The organism is Roseinatronobacter monicus, assembly GCF_006716865.1.
Lineage (GTDB): Bacteria > Pseudomonadota > Alphaproteobacteria > Rhodobacterales > Rhodobacteraceae > Roseinatronobacter > Roseinatronobacter monicus.
The window spans coordinates 32,460-50,976 of sequence record NZ_VFPT01000006.1 but is presented as its reverse complement, the minus strand read 5'-3'; the positions used below and the strand labels follow the sequence as shown (position 1 = coordinate 50,976).

The 18,517-nt window shown below is 60.5% G+C and carries 17 protein-coding genes; 4 read left to right on the top strand and 13 right to left on the bottom strand.

Annotation, left to right across the window (positions count from 1 at the left end):
* The first annotated feature begins 6 nt into the window (after positions 1–6).
* The 4 genes from BD293_RS21910 to BD293_RS21895 are packed head-to-tail and all read left to right on the top strand — an operon-like array spanning position 7 to position 3,653.
* Positions 7–918 carry a carbohydrate ABC transporter permease gene (locus tag BD293_RS21910; protein ID WP_246086445.1) on the top strand — a complete coding sequence of 304 codons (912 nt, stop codon included), beginning with the start codon at positions 7–9 and terminating at the stop codon, positions 916–918.
* 3 nt (positions 919–921) lie between these two features.
* Positions 922–1,857 carry a carbohydrate ABC transporter permease gene (locus tag BD293_RS21905; protein ID WP_142085929.1) on the top strand — a complete coding sequence of 312 codons (936 nt, stop codon included), beginning with the start codon at positions 922–924 and terminating at the stop codon, positions 1,855–1,857.
* A gap of 4 nt (positions 1,858–1,861) precedes the next feature.
* Positions 1,862–2,992 (top strand): Tm-1-like ATP-binding domain-containing protein, encoded by a 1,131-nt coding sequence (locus BD293_RS21900; protein ID WP_142085928.1) that lies wholly within the window; start codon positions 1,862–1,864, stop codon positions 2,990–2,992.
* Positions 2,993–3,023: 31 nt separating this feature from the next.
* Entirely contained in the window at positions 3,024–3,653 is a 630-nt protein-coding gene (locus BD293_RS21895) for a class II aldolase/adducin family protein (RefSeq protein ID WP_246086444.1), read from the top strand.
* Between the two features lie 533 nt (positions 3,654–4,186).
* Here the strand turns inward: BD293_RS21895 and BD293_RS21890 are convergent.
* The 13 genes from BD293_RS21890 to BD293_RS21830 all read right to left on the bottom strand — a co-directional run bounded on the left by BD293_RS21890 (position 4,187) and on the right by BD293_RS21830 (position 18,517).
* Complete coding sequence (locus tag BD293_RS21890) at positions 4,187–5,467, bottom strand: molybdopterin molybdotransferase MoeA (RefSeq protein ID WP_142085926.1); 1,281 nt, start codon at positions 5,465–5,467, stop codon at positions 4,187–4,189.
* A 77-nt stretch (positions 5,468–5,544) separates the two neighbouring features.
* The gene (locus BD293_RS21885; RefSeq protein WP_142085925.1) at positions 5,545–6,645 is read right to left on the bottom strand and encodes an Mrp/NBP35 family ATP-binding protein; all 1,101 of its coding nucleotides are present in this window, start codon (positions 6,643–6,645) and stop codon (positions 5,545–5,547) included.
* Between the two features lie 20 nt (positions 6,646–6,665).
* Positions 6,666–7,244: a hypothetical protein gene (locus BD293_RS21880; RefSeq protein ID WP_142085924.1), complete on the bottom strand. Its 579-nt coding sequence runs from the start codon at positions 7,242–7,244 to the stop codon at positions 6,666–6,668.
* Positions 7,195–7,707: a DUF2478 domain-containing protein gene (locus BD293_RS21875; protein WP_142085923.1), complete on the bottom strand. Its 513-nt coding sequence runs from the start codon at positions 7,705–7,707 to the stop codon at positions 7,195–7,197. Before BD293_RS21875 ends, BD293_RS21880 begins: the two co-directional genes overlap by 50 nt.
* Positions 7,704–8,555 (bottom strand): TorD/DmsD family molecular chaperone, encoded by an 852-nt coding sequence (locus BD293_RS21870; protein ID WP_142085922.1) that lies wholly within the window; start codon positions 8,553–8,555, stop codon positions 7,704–7,706. The genes BD293_RS21875 and BD293_RS21870 overlap by 4 nt, the downstream gene beginning before the upstream one ends.
* 73 nt (positions 8,556–8,628) lie before the next feature.
* Positions 8,629–9,813: an NrfD/PsrC family molybdoenzyme membrane anchor subunit gene (gene nrfD, locus BD293_RS21865; protein ID WP_142085921.1), complete on the bottom strand. Its 1,185-nt coding sequence runs from the start codon at positions 9,811–9,813 to the stop codon at positions 8,629–8,631.
* Positions 9,814–9,826: 13 nt separating this feature from the next.
* Entirely contained in the window at positions 9,827–10,576 is a 750-nt protein-coding gene (locus BD293_RS21860) for a 4Fe-4S dicluster domain-containing protein (RefSeq protein WP_211841115.1), read from the bottom strand.
* Positions 10,577–10,603: 27 nt separating this feature from the next.
* On the bottom strand, positions 10,604–13,153 hold the full coding sequence (locus BD293_RS21855) for a molybdopterin-dependent oxidoreductase (RefSeq protein ID WP_142085920.1): 2,550 nt from the start codon (positions 13,151–13,153) through the stop codon (positions 10,604–10,606).
* Positions 13,154–13,209: 56 nt separating this feature from the next.
* Positions 13,210–14,304, bottom strand: a complete 1,095-nt coding sequence (locus BD293_RS21850; RefSeq protein ID WP_170207296.1) for a 4Fe-4S binding protein — start codon at positions 14,302–14,304, stop codon at positions 13,210–13,212.
* A 183-nt stretch (positions 14,305–14,487) separates the two neighbouring features.
* The gene (locus tag BD293_RS21845; RefSeq protein ID WP_142085918.1) at positions 14,488–15,756 is read right to left on the bottom strand and encodes a sigma-54-dependent transcriptional regulator; all 1,269 of its coding nucleotides are present in this window, start codon (positions 15,754–15,756) and stop codon (positions 14,488–14,490) included.
* A complete protein-coding gene (locus tag BD293_RS21840) occupies positions 15,749–17,200 on the bottom strand; it encodes a sensor histidine kinase (RefSeq protein WP_170207295.1) in 1,452 nt (483 codons plus the stop codon). The genes BD293_RS21845 and BD293_RS21840 overlap by 8 nt, the downstream gene beginning before the upstream one ends.
* Positions 17,181–18,041 (bottom strand): PhnD/SsuA/transferrin family substrate-binding protein, encoded by an 861-nt coding sequence (locus BD293_RS21835; RefSeq protein WP_142085916.1) that lies wholly within the window; start codon positions 18,039–18,041, stop codon positions 17,181–17,183. Before BD293_RS21835 ends, BD293_RS21840 begins: the two co-directional genes overlap by 20 nt.
* A gap of 95 nt (positions 18,042–18,136) precedes the next feature.
* Complete coding sequence (locus tag BD293_RS21830; RefSeq protein WP_142085915.1) at positions 18,137–18,517, bottom strand: arsenate reductase ArsC; 381 nt, start codon at positions 18,515–18,517, stop codon at positions 18,137–18,139.

Genomic DNA, 18,517 nt, shown 5'->3' with positions numbered 1-18,517 from the left:
TCGCTCGTGAACCGATTTTCAGCCAATCGCCTGACACCATACCTATTCATGGCCCCGGCGGCCTTGGTCATGCTGCTCGCGCTATTTTATCCCATCGCCTATATGATCTGGGGCAGCTTCCGCTCTTGGGACCCAAGTCAGAGCATCACAGAAACCGACTTTGTGGGGCTGGCAAATTATATGAAGCTGCTGGCGGACCCTGCCTTTCATGAAAGCTTCTGGGTTACACTGGTCTTTGCTTTCAGTGTGGTCAGCGTCGAGATGGTTCTGGGAGTCGGCCTTGCCCTTCTGCTAGACCGCAAAATTCGGGGCATGTCTTTGCTCCGGACACTGTTCATCTTGCCCATGATGATCGCGCCCGTCGTGGTCGGTCTGGTCTGGCGTTACATGTTCCACCAGACCTACGGCACGTTCAACCGGATGCTGGACGCGGTCGGCCTGCCACGGGTAGACTGGCTGGGCCAGAATCCGCTCTTGTCAGTCATCATTGCCGATATCTGGCAATGGACACCGTTCATCTTCATCCTGTCACTTGCAGCGCTGCAATCACTGCCCCGTTCCGCGCTGGAAGCGGCGCGGATTGACGGCGCGACACCCCTGCAACAGATCTGGCATGTGAAGCTGCCGCTGATGGCCCCTGTTCTGATCGTGACGTTACTGCTGCGGCTGATCGACGCCTTCAAGGTTCTGGAGGTGATCCTCGTGCTGACCGGCGGCGGGCCGGGCTTGCAGACCGAAATCCTGGCGCTGCGCATTGCCCGCACGGCTCGCGAATTCCGCGAACTGGGCGAAGCGGCAGCTATGTCCAACATGCTGTTAATGCTGTTGATGGTGCTGACATTAGGCATGTTCGCCTTTACCCGCTGGCAGGAAGCCCGCGCCCGCCGCTTGCGATTCACCAATCAGGAAGAGAGCTGAGCGATGTCGAATACAACCTATGAGCGGCAAAACCCGGCCTTCTATGTTCTGATCGCGATGCTGATCTTCATGTCCATAGGACCGGTCGGCATCCTCCTGATCAATTCCCTTAAACTGGATGTGAATATCACCAGCGGGGCGGGTGGCCTGCTGTTCATGCCGACGATCCGAAATTATGAAACCGCGCTTTGCGATCTGCTGTGGTATCAGCCCGATCACCTGCGCTTCTGCCGCATCCGTTTTGGCGGAGCCTTCATCAACTCGCTGATCATTGCGCTGATCTCGACTGCGCTCACATTGGTCATGGGAACAATGGCGGCCTACGCGTTGGTGCGATTCCGCTTCATGGGCAGGGATACCATGTCGTTGTCCACCCTTGCCGTGCGGATGATCCCGCCTGCTGTGCTGCTGGTTCCCGTGTTCGGGCTGTGGAACAACACGTTCTGTATCGGGCGCACGACCATGCTGGGCGAATTTATTCGCGACACCTTTGGTGGGCGTGGGGATATTTGCCTTGCGGGCACGCATTCCGGTATCATCCTGATTTATGTCGCGATGAACCTGCCATTTGTCATCTGGATTCTGCAAAGCTTCATCGTGCAGGTCCCCTACTCATTGGAAGAGGCGGCGCGCGTCGATGGCGCGGGGCCGTTCCAGACCTTCTTCATGGTGGTGCTGCCGCTGATCAAGCCGGGGCTGGCGGCGGCCGCGATCTTTACTTTCCGGATTGCATGGAACGAATATCTGCTGGCGTCGGCGCTGGCCGATCGCAATACGATGACCGTGCCCATCCTGATCGTAAACAATGCCAGCGAATTCGACGGGTTGGGGACGATATTCGCGACCGGAATGTTGCTGGCCATTCCGCCGATCCTGTTCACGCTGTTCGCATCGCGCCAGATCATCACCGGCATGACGGCAGGCGCGGTCAAGGGATAAGGCAATGGCGCGTGTCCTGCTGATCGGCACGAAGGAGACAAAGGGCGCAGAACTTGCCGCCCTGACCAAAGCCTTGCAAGCGCATGGGCTGACGGTTGCATTGATCGATATCTCGCTCGGAGCAGGCGGTGTGGTGCTTCCAAGCGCTGATAAGCTGGCACTGATGTCGCAGCGCACCGCCGAGGTCGCAGTGAAGGCGCGCGCCCTCGCACCCGAAAGCATTGCCGCCTTGGGGATCGGTGGCGGCACAGGTGGTGAAATTGCGCTGGATGTCTTGTGTGGCTTGCCGTCAGATCTGCCACGCATGCTGATCACAACACTTGCCTTTGATCCTCGTGCCCGTTTGGCTGACAGTGCGATCACGCTGGTTCCGACCTTATGCGATATCGAGGGTATGAACCCAACACTCGCCCGGGTCTTTGCGCAGTCCGCCGCAATGATCGCAGGGGTTCAGAATATCCGCCCAGTGGCCCCCAGTGACCGCCCCGCGATTGCTGTCTCCACACTGGGGGCAACCGGCCCCGCTGGAATTGCCATCGCACGGACGCTGGCCGGGTATGGGCTGGAATCAACCATGTTTCATTCCAACGGCTATGGCGGTGCAGCCTTCGCTCGGTTTGTCCGCGAAGGCAACGCTTCCGGCGTGATCGACATGAACCTGCATGAACTTGGCCGCATGAACCTTGCAGGGGTCTGTGTGCCCATGGCTGACAGGTTTACCGTGGCAGGTGGTCTGCCGCGGGTCGTGCTGCCTGGGGCGCTGAACTTCCTGGGTTTAGGTGCCATCGAGACCATCGACGCTACCTATCTGGCCCGCCCGCATTATCGCCATTCGGGGTATTTCACCCATGTCAAGTTGACCCAGCCCGAGATGGAGCATCAAGCGCTGGCCTTGGCAAACGCGCTCAATCAAGCAACCGGGCCGACCTGTGTTCTGGTTCCCATGGGCGGATTCAGCCATGAAGACCGCCCTGGTGGTGCGATCGAGGATCTGGCTTTGCGCGAGATTACCGCTGACACTCTGCAAAGCAATGGTCGTGCGTTCGACGTGGAACGCCTGCCCTATCATATCAATGCCCCTGAGACGGCCCGCTCCGCCGTGGATGCCCTGTTACAAAGGATGCCTGATGTCTGACCTTTCCCGTTTTCCCGATCTGCCCGAAAAGATGGATGCGCTGATTGCCAGCGCCCGTCGCTGCTTCGATCTGCGTTTGCAAACCAACGCTGGCGGCAATCTATCGATGCGATTGGCGACAGGGGACGCAATTGTCATCAAACCCTCTGGTGTGGGTTTTGCAGAATGCACCCGAGATAATCTGCAGGTTGTGCTTCTGGATGGCACAGTTTTGTCCTCAAGCCACAAGCCATCCAAGGACCTTGGATTTCATCTGGACCTGTATCGCATTCGCCCTGACATCAATGCGATTGTCCACTGTCACAGCCCTTGGGCTACTGGCTATGCCAGTGCAGGAATAGAAATCCCTTGTTTGACAGTTCAGACCATCGAAAAGATCGGGCGGATGCCCCTGATACCGCTGTCTGCAGCAGGCGGGCCACAAACCGAGGAAGATATTTCGCCAGTGTTCCGTGACCCGTCCATCTGCGCTGCTGTTCTAGCTAATCACGGTACAATCGGGGTTGGCAAAACAATAATGGCCGCACAATATCTGGCGGAAATTATAGAAGAGACGGCTCAGATCGCATTTCTGCGTGATACGCTGTTGACTACACATAGCAAAGCGACGGTTAGTCTGCCGCGCTTCGGAACCGCTGCAGATGCGACGTCGTCGAACTAAATTTCGAACGGCGGCTTTCATAAGTCTCTGAAGGAGCAACGCTGCGGGACCTACAGGCAGCGTCCCGTCCCAAACGTCAGGGGCAGAAGACATGCTGCGCTCAATATGACCGTCCGCAAAGAGGCTGTCTGCTGTCGTATGCTGCGGCATTCCTGAGCGACCGCTTTGACGAACCCTATGCAAAAGGCCGACCGGTCGGTTTGGGCCGGGCACGTCGTTCGCCCGCGACGCCTTCGCAAGGGGCGGAGAGCCGCCTGTGACCTTGCAGCATTGCGTGCGCAGCATTTTAGGAAAGCGGCCAGTCGTCGTGTCGCCCTACGCAGCCAGATCGCCAGATCGGCGCTCTGATCGACGATGGCGGCAGTACGATCGAGGCCCTGGACATCGACCGATCCACCAAGGCACATCTGATCGAATTTGAGAGCCTTGCGGGCCGCAGTGCCCAGAATGCTATCGAGCAGATGGAATGGGAATGACCGTCTAATTACATTGCCATGATCGAAGCCGTTAGGAATGTCGCAAGGTACTGCTCGCTAAACAGGGCAGAAGGGCTGAAATTGCACCAGCGCGCCAGTGGGAAGATACTCAACCTCGGCGGGCAGATATATCAGCCCGTGTGCAATCGGCAGGCGGCTTACACACCCGGAAAGAGTCGCGGCTTCGAAATCAACTATCTCGCGGCCATCGGCATCTATCCCGCATAGGGTCGCCAGCCTGAGTTCAACACGCCCCGGCTTGCGGTGGATGGGCGCGTTTGTGATGACATGGCGGCGTGCCGATACGGGCGCTGTCTCGCCGATCAATCCCTTCACAAGTGCTCTGCCAAAGACGTTCCACGTGACATAGGCCGATAGCGGATTTCCGGGCAAGCCAAGCCAGAATATGGTTCCAATGCGCCCAAAGGACACCGGCTTTCCCGGCTTGATCGCCACGCGGCTGAATATCATCTCACCGTCCAGACCGGCGAACGCTGGAATGACATGATCCTCTTCCCCGACCGAGATCCCGCCAGTGGTGACGATTAGGTCGGCCTGCTCTGCCAGTTCTTTCATTTGCGAAGCGAGCCGCGCACAGTTGTCGGCACCCTGCACAGTTGCGACAATCTCAAGGGCCTTTGAGTCCATGGCTGCCGCAAGCATCGGCGTATTCACATCCCATATCTGGGCGGCCGCCCGCTCCCCCCCGGCCTCGCGAACCTCGTCACCTGTGACAATAAGTGCGACCCGAAGCCTGCGCTGGACATGGACGGTGCCCGCACCGGCGGCGGCACCGGCGGCGATTTCACCTGGACCGAGCCTGTGGCCCTTGTCCAGTATGGTCGCGCCCTTTTCCATATCACTTCCTGCTCGCCGGATATTCTGTCCAGCCGCAGGCCGTCTGTGAAGCTGAACAGTATCACCGACACGCGTGACGTCTTCCTGCATGACAACTGCATCAGCGCCATCAGGAACCGGAGCGCCGGTAAAAATACGCACAGCGCACGGACCCGAAAGCTTCTGCGTCGCTTCATGCCCCGCAGGAACACGCGCTATGACCTTCAGCATCCACGGCCCGTCCCCCGTCAAGGAAGTGGTTGCAACCGCGTAGCCGTCCATTGCGGCGTTGTCGAAAGAGGGCGCGCGGCCTTGTGCGCGAACTGGCTGCGCGAGGATGCGACCCAAACCCTTACTCAACGGAACTGTGTTGGCTTCATCAATCGGGGTGACATGCGCTGCAATGCGCGCAAGGGCTTCGTCAATGCTGATAATGGCTTTCAGCATGTCCTGCGCGTCGCAGTCGCATCCAGATCCCTCCTTGGGACGATGGATATCCATGATGCTTCCCCTCTCAATGCGTTGCAGCACTCATTTCGGGCAGAGGCCAAAAACCATCAGCCAAATGGGCGCCATACTCAGTCTTCCTGCGCCTTGTTCTCTGCCGCCTCGATCAGCCGCGCGGCAAGTTTGCCGTAGATCACCGCAATAGCGTCATCCCCCAGCGCAATGGGCCTGCCTTCATCCCCGGACAGGCGCACATCGAGGCTGATCGGGATTTCCGCAAGAAGTGGCATGCCCAGTTTCGCAGCCTCGGCGCGCACACCGCCCTGACCAAAGATATGCGCCTCATGCCCACATTCGGGGCAGATATAGCCGGACATGTTCTCGATCAGGCCAATCACCTCGGTCCCCAGTTTGCTAAACGCCACCAGCGCCTTTTGCGCATCCAGCATCGCCACGTCTTGGGGGGTAGAGACGACAATCGCACCCGTCACGTCGAAATAGGTGCAAAGCGTCAGTTGAATATCGCCTGTTCCCGGCGGCATATCGACAATCAGCACATCCAGACTGCCCCAGCGCACATCGTTCAGAAGCTGCTGCAACGCGCCCATCAGCATCGGACCGCGCCAGATCACGGCTTCATCCTTGGGCAACAGCACACCAATCGACATGAACTTCACCCCATGCGATTCCAGCGGGATGATCTGCTTGCCATCGGGCGACATGGGCGGGCGATCCAGCCCCATCATGCGCGGCTGGCTGGGTCCGTAGATATCGGCATCAAGCAGGCCCACCTTCCAGCCCTGCCGCGCCATCGCCACTGCAAGGTTCGATGACACCGTAGACTTGCCGACGCCGCCCTTGCCCGAACCGATGGCAAGGATGCGCTTGACGCCGGGAATGGTTTTCGGTTCCGGCTTGCCTGTGGGGTGGCGGCCGATTTCCAGCTGTGGCGGCGCGCCTTGCCCGGCAGGGGGTTGTCCTTTGGACTGATGCGCGGTGATGGCGATCTGCACTTCATCCACACCATCCAGCGCGCGCAACGCGGCAGTGGCGGCTTGTTGCACGGGGCCAAGCCTTTGCGCGCTGACTGTATCCGGCGCTTCCAGCACGAAACGCACCTTGCCGCCTTCGATCTGCAACGCACGCACCATGTCGGCGCTGATCAGGTTGCCGCCATCGGGCAATGGCACGGTTTGTAACTGCGCAAGGATGGTATCTTTGGTGACGGACATGCAGAGTTCCCTTGTCGGTTTCAGGTTTTGTGTTTCCGGCGCCGCCAGAGCGCAAATGGCAGCGGCAAAGCCACTGCCGCGAACAGAAGCGCCAGCCATTCCAGTGCCGCGCGCGCACCTGTCGGTGGGTGCTGCGCGTATAGCCAGTCGGCAATCACCCCGTGTTCACCGGCTTCGACGCCTGCGCCGTTGAGCAGATCCATGCGCCAGACCGTAGCACGCCAGCCCAGCCAGCCCAGATCGGCTTGCCTGTAGGTGTCTGCGCTGTGGCACGTCGCGCAGCGCAAATCGACCAACTGTTCTCCCACGGGGCGCGCAGCAAGACGCGAGGCTTCGGCCTCTTCGGCGGCGCGGCGGGCTTCGGCTTCTGCCTCAGCACGGGCGCGGTCTGCCGCGATCTCGGCGGCAATGCGCGCGCGCAGGGCTTCGGCCTCTTCGGGTGTCAGGTCAGCGGGCGGAACTTCGTAGTCGGAAGGGTCCATTTCGGCCTGCGTGGGAGCGGCCAGAAGACACAGCAGAAAGACAAGGCTCAGGCGGGTCATCAGCCCCTCAGGCCGCGCGGTCGCGGCATTGCGCGACAGCCCATGACGCAATGACATCCGGGTCAGCGGGCAGATCCTGCGCCATACCGTCCGCGAATGCGTGAAACGCTCCGTGGTTGAGCGGATTGACCCCGACCAGAACCGGCAGCTCCCGCGCCAGGGCTTCTGCGATCACGGGCACGAAGCCACGTCCTTCGGCCTCTTGCTTGCCGAATTTGTTGACCACCAGCAATTCCGCTTGCTCAAGCCTGGCCAGCGTTGCCACCACGGCCGCTTCCAGCACCCCTGCATCCAACCGGCATCCGCGCGCATGTGGGCCACGATCCTCGCTGATGCGCAGCACCGGCCCATCGGGCAGGACATGCACGTCCATATCGCATTTGGGCCGATCCGCGCGCTGCGGATTCGATTGCACCGTACCTGCCAGCCGCAGACCCCGCGCCTGCATCAGCGCCACGGCCTGCGCAAGGCAGGCGTCGGTCAGTCCCTTCCCCGCAATGGACACACAGGCGAGGGTCATGCCCGCACCGTGTCCGTGTCGCCTTGCGCGCAGCGGGCGGTGAAGACGTCTTGGTCCCAAGCCTCGTTTGCGGCGACATGATCCCAGGCCAGCCCTGCCTGCTCCAGCCGGTAGGCGACTTCGGCCAGATCTTGCGCGGTTACCTCACCCAGGCCCCGCGACGAGCCTTGTGGCAAGTCTGCGCCCGCGGGCAATGCCTCGATCGGGGCGCCAGCGCGGGCCTGCTCGATCGCGAGCCACAGGATGCGGGCCAGATGCGCATAGGCGCGGTTCAGGCCATGCTCGGCACAGGCCTTGTCCAACTCACGCAAGAAAGGACTGCACCAGCGCACCGGATAGCGGGCGATGAAGCTCTCGGCCTCGGCGATATAGGCGCGCGCTTCCATGTTTTGCGCGGCCTTGGCGTAATCGCCTGCGCGACCGTAAAGAAAGGACAGGAATTCAAGTTGCAGTGGCACGGCATCGTGAAAATCGCGCATGGTGTCGTTTTTTGTGATCCCGTGGCGGGTATAAAGCGCACGCAGATCCTGTTCGATATGACCGGTCTTGCCGCCCTCCATGTAAAAACCCGCATTCAGCACCACAGGCGCAGGCGGTGCGATGAAGAGCTTGGAATAGAGGCGTAGCAGATCCATGCCTTTTCCCAGCCTGGCGGCGTCGATGCGCAGCGCGGCGATGTCCTCATGCGCAACCAGCCCGGTTTCCTCGGCAATCGCTTGCAGGTCATCCGCCAGATCCTGCGCGAATACATCACGGAAACCGTCGCCTTCGGGCTTGTCGAAGGCGCGTGCCAGACACAGCCACAGGTCGCGGCGTGAATATGCGTCAGTGGCAGTCGTATCGGTCATCTCAAAATCTCCCCAGCGCCTGACATACGACAGGGCGGCATGGTGCCGCCCTGGCTTGCGTTGTGTCAACGGTTCATGCCGCAGCAGTTGCACCCTCGGGCGCGGGTTCGGCGGGCATGTCCGACAGGTTCAGGAACCGCTCTCCAGCCGCATAAAGCGCGAACAGCATGGCAGATCCCATGATCGTGAGCGCCCATTCGGTCATTGACGGCGTGTACTGGATCAGGCCCCATTCCCACGTGCCCCGGAACAGCGGCACGACCTGCCCGCCGACCACGAAGAAGTAGCGCTCAGCAAACAGCCCCGCGAATACCGCTATAGAGACCAGCACCTGCATGGAAGGATTGCTGCGCAGCCCTGCGATCATCATGATCACGAAGGGCGCAACAATGCCGAGCCAGAGCGACGCCTGATAGACCGGCGAGGCGAACAGGAACTCGCGCCAGACCACGCTGATTTCGGGATTGTTGGTGTAAACGCCTGTCACGGCGCGCACGGCGATGAACAGCACCGTCCCGCCCAGCACTGCGGCGAACAGCTTGGGCATAGGCCCTTCAAACATCGCTCGCGTACGTTCGGGCATGGCAGCGCGGTTGAAACCGTAGGCGAAATAGGTGAAGAACACCACTGCTGCCAGTCCGCTGGCCACTGCCGTCAGGTAGAAGTAGATCGGCATCAGCCCGTCAAACCAGAAGGGACGCATGCTCATCATCCCGAAGATCAGCGCCAGATTGCCGCTGGCCAAGAGCACGGCCAGAAACGAAGCGATCCCGATCTGCTTGCTGGTCTTGCTGTCCCATTCCTGTCCTTCCATCTTCTGGAACTTCCACAAAAGGAAGATCAGATCAGCGACATAGAACACACCCATCCAGAACATGGCCGACTGGATCTGCATGTTCAGCGGGATCACCCAGAGCATGCGGAACACATAACCCAACTCCATTGCCAGCACTGCCATGCCCGCGATCAGGATGACAAAGGACAGAAAGATCGCGCGCTTGGCGATGGGCAGAAATTGCTTGAACCCGAACACCAGCGAAAGTGCCGCGATCATGCCCAGCCCCGATGAGGCCAGCGCAAAGTAGAGATAGGTCGCAATGGGTTGGCCCCATGGGATTTGCGAAGTGGTGTTGAAGCTGCGGTGACCCACGGACGAAAGGTCCATAAAGGCGTAGCCGAAAGCGGCGAGTGCCACGATGGCTGATACGACCATCAGCCCCAGCCCCATCGGCCCTTGCAGGATGTTACCCTTGTTCATCTCTCAGCCCTCCTCAGCTTTTCTTTGGGGATTGGTAGGCTGGCACATCCGCGCCAGAGCCAAGGTAATAGACCTGCGGGCGGTTGCCGGTATGGTCTTTCAGTCGGACCCCGCGCTGGTCCGCGATCAGGCGGTTTACCTCGGATTCGGGATTGTCCAGATCGCCAAAGTAGCGCGCCTTGGGTGGGCAGGTGCGCACACAGGCGGGCGTGTATTCCTTGGTTTCCGGGTTGTCCTCATCCAGATCGGCCACGCCTTCGGGGGCTTTGGACACCTTGTGGTAGCAGAAGGTGCATTTCGATACGACGCCCTTGGGCTGGATGCCGATCCCGCGCACCGAGTCGCTATCCGGCCCCTGATAGGGTGGCGCGTGCAACTGTCCGGTGCCCGGGAACACATCGCGCACATCGGGCTCCACAACCGGCTTTTCATCGGCATAGAAGCGCACGCCGTAAGGGCAGGCGATCATGCAGTATTTGCAACCGATGCATTTGTTCCAGTCCACGAACACGATGCCGCCTGCATCCATGTCCTTGTAGGTCGCCTTGGTCGGGCAGACCGCCACGCAGGACGGGTTTTCGCATTGCATGCACGGGCGCGGCAACCATGTCAGCTTGGCGGTCGGATAGCTGCCTTCGCTGTAGTACAGCACATCCTGCCAGTTTTCACCGGGCAGCGTGTTGTTTTCCATAGCACATGCGGTCGTGCAGGCCTGACAGCCGGTGCATTTGTCGAGGTCAATGACCATTCCCCATTTCGTCATGTCGTATATCCTTTTCGATGCTGGGGATCAGACCCGTTCCAGTTTGACCTTGCCAGTGTAGTAGCTGGCCAGCCCTGAAATCGGATCGGATACATTTGCAGTGACATCGCCGGAATGGCCCGGCAAGCGGCCTCGAGCCCAGCGGCCATGCGCCCAGTGGCCATGCTCCATCGGCAGAACGATGGTGTCGCGGCGGTGGCCGGGCATGAAGCGGCAATAGGCCTCGATCGACGCCACATCAGAGGTGATGCGCACACGGTCGCCGTCCCGAATGCCGCGCGCACGGCCAGTGTCGGGGTGGATTTCCAGATAGACCGTGTTCTTGCCGCCGACGATGGGCTGGTGAATGGCAATCCCGTGGGGGATGTTGCCGCTGCGACCTTCGGCGTGCATCGGCGTCTTGGGGCTGACGAAATACAAATCCCCGCCACCACCAGTATGCACAGGCGGCACCCACTGGATCAGCCCCGCGCGATCTGCCGGAACGCCCATTTCGCGCTCGATATAATCGGCGTGGGCTTCCAGAAAGCCCGACGCGAATTCGAACTTGCCCGATGGGGTTTTCAAGAGTTTCGCCTTCACATCCTCGGGCGTCATCTCGACATTGTAGCCTTCGCCATCCCATTCGTAGAATTTGCCGCGACGGTGGTGCCAGTGATAGGGCTTCTTGTACCACACGCCCTTTTCGGCCCAGCTCTCGAAACTGTTCACCCCATTGTCGCCGGGATTGGCCTCGAATCCCTTGGCGCGGTGGCGCAGGATGTTTTCGACATTGTCGATCTCGCGATAATAATCGCCCATCGGCCCGTTGATGCGCTTGCCGATCTCGATCAGCATGTCTCCGAAATGCTTGGTGTCATAGATCGGCTCTACTGCAGGGACGCGCAGCGCCGTCATTGGCCAGCCCTCGAACGGATAGGTCGGGCTGTCCTGCCAGCGTTCCAGATAGGTGTGCTCTGGCATGATAATATCGGCATACATCGCGGTTTCGCTGGGGAAGGGCGATGTTTCGATGATGAACACATCCTTCAGCGCCTCTTCCCAGACTTGTGGGTTCGGGGCCGTCCAGATCGGGTTGGTGTAGTAGAACATGGCCGTGTCCATCTTGTAGGGATCGCCCTTCAAGTGGTTTGGCCCGGCTTCCTGCATCATATGCGATGCCATCGGCCATTCTTCGGTGCGCGCCTTGTCGATCCGCGGATAGTCCTTCCACGCGCCGTTTTTCGCCCAGTCATCCATGTAGTCATCGGCATTCACCGGCAAGCCGCCATAGGGCACGCCCATCTGGTAGAACATCCCGCCCTTTTCGGCATAAAGGCTGCCCACCAGCGCATTGAGCGCGTGAATCGCCATGCCCGCATAGGTGCCGTTGGTGTGCGAGGTCGGGCCGCGCTCCATGATTGCCATGGCAGGGCGTGTGGTGCCGAATTCTCGCGCAACCGCGCGGATGGTAGATGCGGGCACTTCAGTGATTTCCTCGGCCCATTCCGGCGTGCGGTCCTTCAGCTCCTCGTTCCACCAGCGGGCGATGCCATGGGTCCACAACTCGACAAACCCGCTGCCCTCAGGCGCAGCCTGCGTGACCTCGCCGGTTTCAGGGTCGGTGACAGGCTCGGGCATGACGGCCGCTTCAATCGGCTGGCCAGTCACGAAATGGTTGCGGCCATCGGCGAAGTCACCGACGAATTCGCGGTCCCAAAGTCCCTCGGTCAGGATCACATGCGCCACGGCCAACGCCATTGCGCCATCGGTGGCCGGCTTGATGTAGACCGCCCGGTCTGACGCGGCCATGGTCGGGCTCATGCGCACATCGATCGAGGTGATGCGCGTCTGTGGGCTTTTTGACCGCATCTTGCCCCACATCTGCATCAGATAGTTATAGGGGCGGAAGGCCTCGAGGAAGCTCGCGCCAAAGTTCAGGATATAGTTGGTATTGGCGTAATCATAAGAGTTGTAGGAGTTATTCCCGTCGGTCGCCTGTTTCGCACGTTTCGACCCTTCGGCACACATGGACGCGTGGCCAATCGCCGAATTGGGCGTGCCATAGAGCTTGCCCCAGTCACCATAAAGCCCCGCATCGGTCGGGCCCCAACCACGGCCATAGAAATGCGCAAAACGGTGGCTTTCGCCGCGATCGCGCAGATCGTTGAGGCGATTGGCGACAATGTCCAGCGCCTCGTCCCAGCTGATCGGCACGAAACCGGGGTCTTCATTGCGGCCTTTCTTGGGATTGGTGCGCTTCATTGGCCCCTTGAAGCGGTCGGGATCATACAGGAAGTAGGTACCCAGATGCATTTTCGGGCAACCCTTGCCGTTGGCAATCGGGTTCCCAGTGTCGCCATAAATGGCATGGACGCGGCCATCGGTGGTATAGACATCGATCCCGCAGCGGGCGGGGCATTGCGCGCAGATATTCTTGGTGATCTTGGTATTGGGCATCGCAGCCTGTGCCTGCGCAGCAGTGTTTTCCACCCCTGTGCCTGGCAGGCCGACTGTCACCGCCGAAACGGTCAACGCGCCGGTTCCGGTCGTGGCCAGAAACCGCCTGCGGCTGATCCCGGTGTTTATTTTGTCCATTTCTGGCTCCTCCCTTTCTCAAGTCGTGCTGCAACGCCCGCCTGGGCGCGTAAGGGTCAGGCCCCGTAGGGCACTTGGGTACGCCGCATCAGCCCAAAGGCCGAGGCAGCAAGATCGTTGTCTTTATGGCAGCCATCACAAATCCGCTGGTCGTCGCGCGGGGCGAAGCGGCGCAGACATTTGGGGCAATCAGCCATCGCCTGGCGGGCCAGTGTGACCGGCCCTGTGTAGTGGCCCTCACCCTGCGCATGCAGGCGGATCGCGCCTGCTTTCTCGCAATCGCCACAGGCCAGACACAGCGCCGCGTCAAAAATCAGCGCATCCGCGTCAGGCATCTGGGACAGGCTGAGCGCATGGGTCGGGCACAGGCTTGCCGCAAGGCGCATGTCGGGGGTGCCAGTGCAGTCAAGCGCAGGGAACAGCGCGGCGGGCAACGTGTCGGTGCCATGCAACCTGCGCAAAGCGTCACGCCGTTGGATCAGCGCGGGTGCGTTCACCTTCCCGCTGAAGGGCTGATCTGCCGTCACGCTGCGGCGATCCGGGGTCGGTGTCGGAGTGGTCAGCCTTTGAAACAACTGGCGGCGGGAATAGGATTGTTGCCGGGGACGGCGTGGTTGTGGCGCGGGCCGCGCGCGGGATTCGGGTATGGGTGCCGCAATGACCTGCAGGGCCGCCGCGTGATCGCCCAGATCGGATTCCACCGATTGAACCGCATTCGCCCAGGGTTCCGCGCAACCGCCAGAAGGGCATATTGCGCACCAGCCACGATCAACCAACGCGATCTTCCCATGACCGACAAGGCTTTCCAGAAGCTGGCTGGCGGTCAGGCCACCCAGACAAGGAACAATCTGCGTGTCGCACTGGCGGTCGGCCTGAGCGACACGGCTGCAATCAAAGGTCAGGACATCTTCGGCTTTGGGGTGCGGCGCAGGCAGCGCCATGGCCCCTGTCGGACACGCTGCCACACACCGCGCGCACCCTGTGCAGAGATCATGATCCAACTCGATATCGCGGGCATCAATTGTGATGGCTTGCGCGGGGCAGATATCCGCGCAGGCGCTGCAGGCCGCATCGGGGCGGCGGATCGTCAGGCAGGCCATCGTATCCAGCGACAGCTTGTCTTGCAGATCGGTCTCTGCACTCTGTGTCACAAGGCCCCCCCTTGGCTGGAATTGCTGCAAGATGCGCGCGATGCGACCATGCAGCAGATTCTGGCTCTCCTGCTTGACGATACCGCAGCCGGCATACCAAAGCATGCGACGGAGGCGGAAAAATGCGCCGCGCAAGTATCTGTTTTTATGATATTTTATTTCCTGTTCGGATTTCCGGACAGGCTACTGCCTGCCTTGTTCGGGTTTCCGAACATCCTCATCAGGCCGCGCGATACCCAGCTTTTGCATCTTTTCCCAAAGCGTTGTGCGCCCCACACCCAGCAGCTTTGCAGCTGCCATCATGCTGCCTGCGCACTGGTCCAGTGCGCGCTGGATCTGCACACGCTCAGCCTGGTCTCGCGCCTCCGCCAGGGTGGCAAAGGCTGTCTCTGATGTCGCTGCCATATCAGGGAACAGATCGGCAGGCATTATCATGTCGCCCTGTGCGAGTGCCATGGCCTGCGCCAGCCTCGCGCGGATTTCACGGCCATTGCCGCGCCAGTCATGGCGCAACGCGATGGCTTCGGCCTGTGTTGATATCCCCTTGAGTGGTTTGTCGCGGCGGCGGTTCATACCGTCAAACATACGGGTCATCATCCAGAGCGCATCCTCTGGCCGTTCGCGCAAGGGCGGAATGGTCAAGGTCAACGGGCTTAGGTGAAAGTACAGATCGGGCCGCAGCTTCTCGTGCGCGTTGTTGTCTTCGGTTGCGACGAGGCGCATACCGTCCCTGCCTGCCTCCCAGATCGAGGTTAGAAGCTGTGCCTGAACCGCGTCACTGGCCTCACCCAGACGTTCAAGCAACACGATCCCCTGTCCCGCCTGTTCCATGGCCCCGCCTTGGTCAAACAGGCGCGCGGCGTGCTGGTCGCCCGCAATACGCGACAGATCGACACTTATGAAAGGCGCTGCCGACCGTTCAGAGCGTGCATGAAGACGCTCCGCCGCCGCCCTCTTGCCCGTGCCGCTTTCGCCAAGGATCAGCACTGGCCCCTCTGCCTGCGCAAGCCGCACGATCATTTCGTCAATCTGGCGCGCCGGTTTTGACGGGCCAAATTCTGGCCCATCCCCTTCAAATCCCGGCGCAATCAGCAGCGACAGGCGTTCCAGCAATTGCCCCATGTCAAAGGGCTTGGTCAGATAGTCGGCTGCGCCGGAGCGCAACAGCCGCACCGCCTGATCAGCGCTGGCCTGCCCGGTCATGAACAGAAACGGCGGCGGAACGGTCGTTTCGGCCAGCTTCAGGAACAGGTCCTCGCCCGAGCCATCGCCCAGGCGGATGTCGCAGATGACCGCATCAAACGGGCGGTGTGGTGTTCGCAGCCCGCCAAGCGCACGCTGATACCCCTTGAACCAGACCACGCGTGCGCCCTCTAGCCGCAAGCGTTGTTCGAGTGAACCGCCCATGATCTCATCATCTTCAACCAGGGCTATGGTGCGGCCCTCAAGCATCCTGCCCCCTAATACCCGAGCAGGGTAGATGCACCTGAACTTCCTGCAGGCCCTGCGCCGATTGCCCCAGTGTTATGCGCCCGTCAGCGCCCTGAACCAACTCGCGCACAAGCCGCAATCCGACGCCCCCGCCTGGCTCCAGGGGCGCATCGGATAACAGGCGCGATTGCAGATGCTCGGGCAATCCAGGCCCACTGTCTTGCACGGCCAGCAAGGCAGAATTGCCTGCGCGATCCAGCGTTAGCCCTATTTCACCACCATAACCGGCGACCGACGACGCGTTCAGTAGCAGGTTCAGAACAATCTGGCGCACCGGCCCTGCGGGCAGATGGGCCACGCAGTCTTCAGGAAGGATGATATCCCAATGCAGTTTCTGACCGCGCCGTTCGGCCTCTGGACGGATCAACAGGTTGAGATCCTCCAGATCGGCCATTGATAACGGCCTGCGTTCAGGCGCATCGCGGTGAACGTCCAATGTCGCGCGCACCACATCGCGCATGTGGCGTAACCCGCGATCCAGCAAATCCGCCGCGCTTTTAACCACATCGGCGCGATCGGGATAGGTGCGCAGCGTATCCACAGTGTTCAGCAAGCCACCAAGCGGGTTGTTGACTTCATGCGCCAGCGTGCCGGCAAGCCGCCCAAGACTGACAAAACGCTCGCGGTCCGCCAGACGTCTTGTCGTGGCGTCACGCTCTGCAACCGCGCGGATCAATCCGTTATAGGTGTCATAGAGTTTCGCTACTTCGGGGTTTCGGCGCGGGATCGCAGCATCTGGAATGGGTGTGAGCGCATCACTGCTGCGTCCCATCTCATCGGTCAGCCGCGCGACAGGGCGCAGCACGCGACGCATGAGCCAGAAGCCCAGAAGTGCGGCAATCAGTGTTGCGCCCGCGTTCCCGGCAATCAGAAAGCCTGTGGTGCGCGCGCGTTCGGCAACAAATCCTGTTGTATCGAAGGCGATGACCAGTTGCCCCAGCGGTCGGCCCTGATACTGCAAAACCTTCGAGAGCGCGATCTCGCCGCCGCTCAGGTCATAATGGTCAGCCGCAACCGGGGTCGCGGTCGCGATCATGTTGGCCTTCTGCGTGCCAATGGGGTTCACTTCGGGTGCGGTTGAGACGATGACGCGCCCCAGCGGATCAATAAGTGTTGCCTGCAAGGGTTGCAGTGCGCCCTCGCGTTGGGTGACGCGATCCAGCAGGTCGAACATTTCCCAGATATCATCGCGCACCACGAAAGGGCCGATTGTCGCCTCGACGCCAGCGAATTCCAGCAGCGCCATTTCGCGCAAATGGCGTTCCTGTGTATTCACCAGCGCGCGCAACACCAGATGCGATGCCAGAATGCCCACCAGCACCAAAAGCCCGGCCGCCAGAAGCGGCCCCTTGACCATAACAGGAAGGTGAAACCCGCGCACCCGCTCAGCCCCGCTCTGCCACAATCCGCATCCGCGCGGCGATCTGATCAAAGCTGTTGGCGTCAGGCGCAGCAAACCCGTCAAGCTGCAGCATATGCAGCGCGGCCTGCCCTGCATCGCTGTCTTGCATGGTGGTCAGCGCGGAAAAGAAGCCTTGCACGGATTCGCTATCCATGGCCTCTCGGGCCACCACGATTGGCGGAAACCCGAAGAGTTCCGATTCCCACACGACACCCGTATTCGCCACCAGTTCGGGCTCTGCCCGTTGCATGGCATCATAGACATAGCCGTCCACGCTACCCGATTGTGCTAAACCACGCGCGACCGCACGCACGACATTGCGGTGCCCATAGGTGAAGAAGCTGCGGGCAAAGAACGCTTCTGGGCGATGGTTCTTTCGCAAAAGTTCCGAAACAGTGACGAGATGTCCGGAATTGGAATCCGGGTCGGAATATGCATGGATATCACCACGCAGATCTTCCAATTCCTGTACCGCGCGCCCAGTGCGCGTGATGATCTTTGCGCTGTAATTCGGTTGCCCTCGCCAAAGCGGCAGCGCCAGCGCAGCCAGGCGATCGATATTCTGAAGCAACGGATACCCACACAGCCACGCTGCATCAATCTCACCCATCAACAATAGGGCAGTCACTTCCTTGTAAGTGCGGCGCTGAAGGAACTCGACCGGGCGCCCCATTTTTGTGCTGAGATGTGTGCGCAGCAAGTCCAGCAACTGCCAGTCATTGTCGAGAAACACTGGGGTCAGTCCAAACCGGAAGGGCATAGGCTGCGCGCGCAGTACAATGGGCGTCGCCAGCAGCGCCGCGCCTGCACCGACCAAGACCTTGCGTCGTTGAAGCCGCATCATTTAACAACGTCCCCCCAGATCAAACTATCCTTTGCCGTAGCGCACTGTAAAGCTGCGTTGCATATAGGCGCGAAGCGCCTACGCCGTCGGAGACCTCAAAGCTCTAAACGCGCGATCTTGTCCCTGATCTGATCGCGTGCGGTACGGAAGGCCGCGATATTGCCAGACGCTGCGGGGTCGGTGACAGGCCAGTGCAAGCGTTGAACAGTGCCGGGCACATACGGACAGACCTCTTCCGCACAGAGCGTCACGATCAGATCGGCGGATTCCGGTGCGACATCTTCCAGTGGTTTTGACCACTGCCCAGAGATGTCGATATCGATCTCCGCAAGCGCCTGTACCGCCAGCGGGTTCACCTGAACGGGTGCGGAGCCAGCGCTGGCGATCTCGACATTCTTGGGCAGCATCGCGCGTGCCAGGCCTTCGGCCATCTGGCTACGCGCAGAATTGGCAACGCAGAGAAACAGGATCTTCAT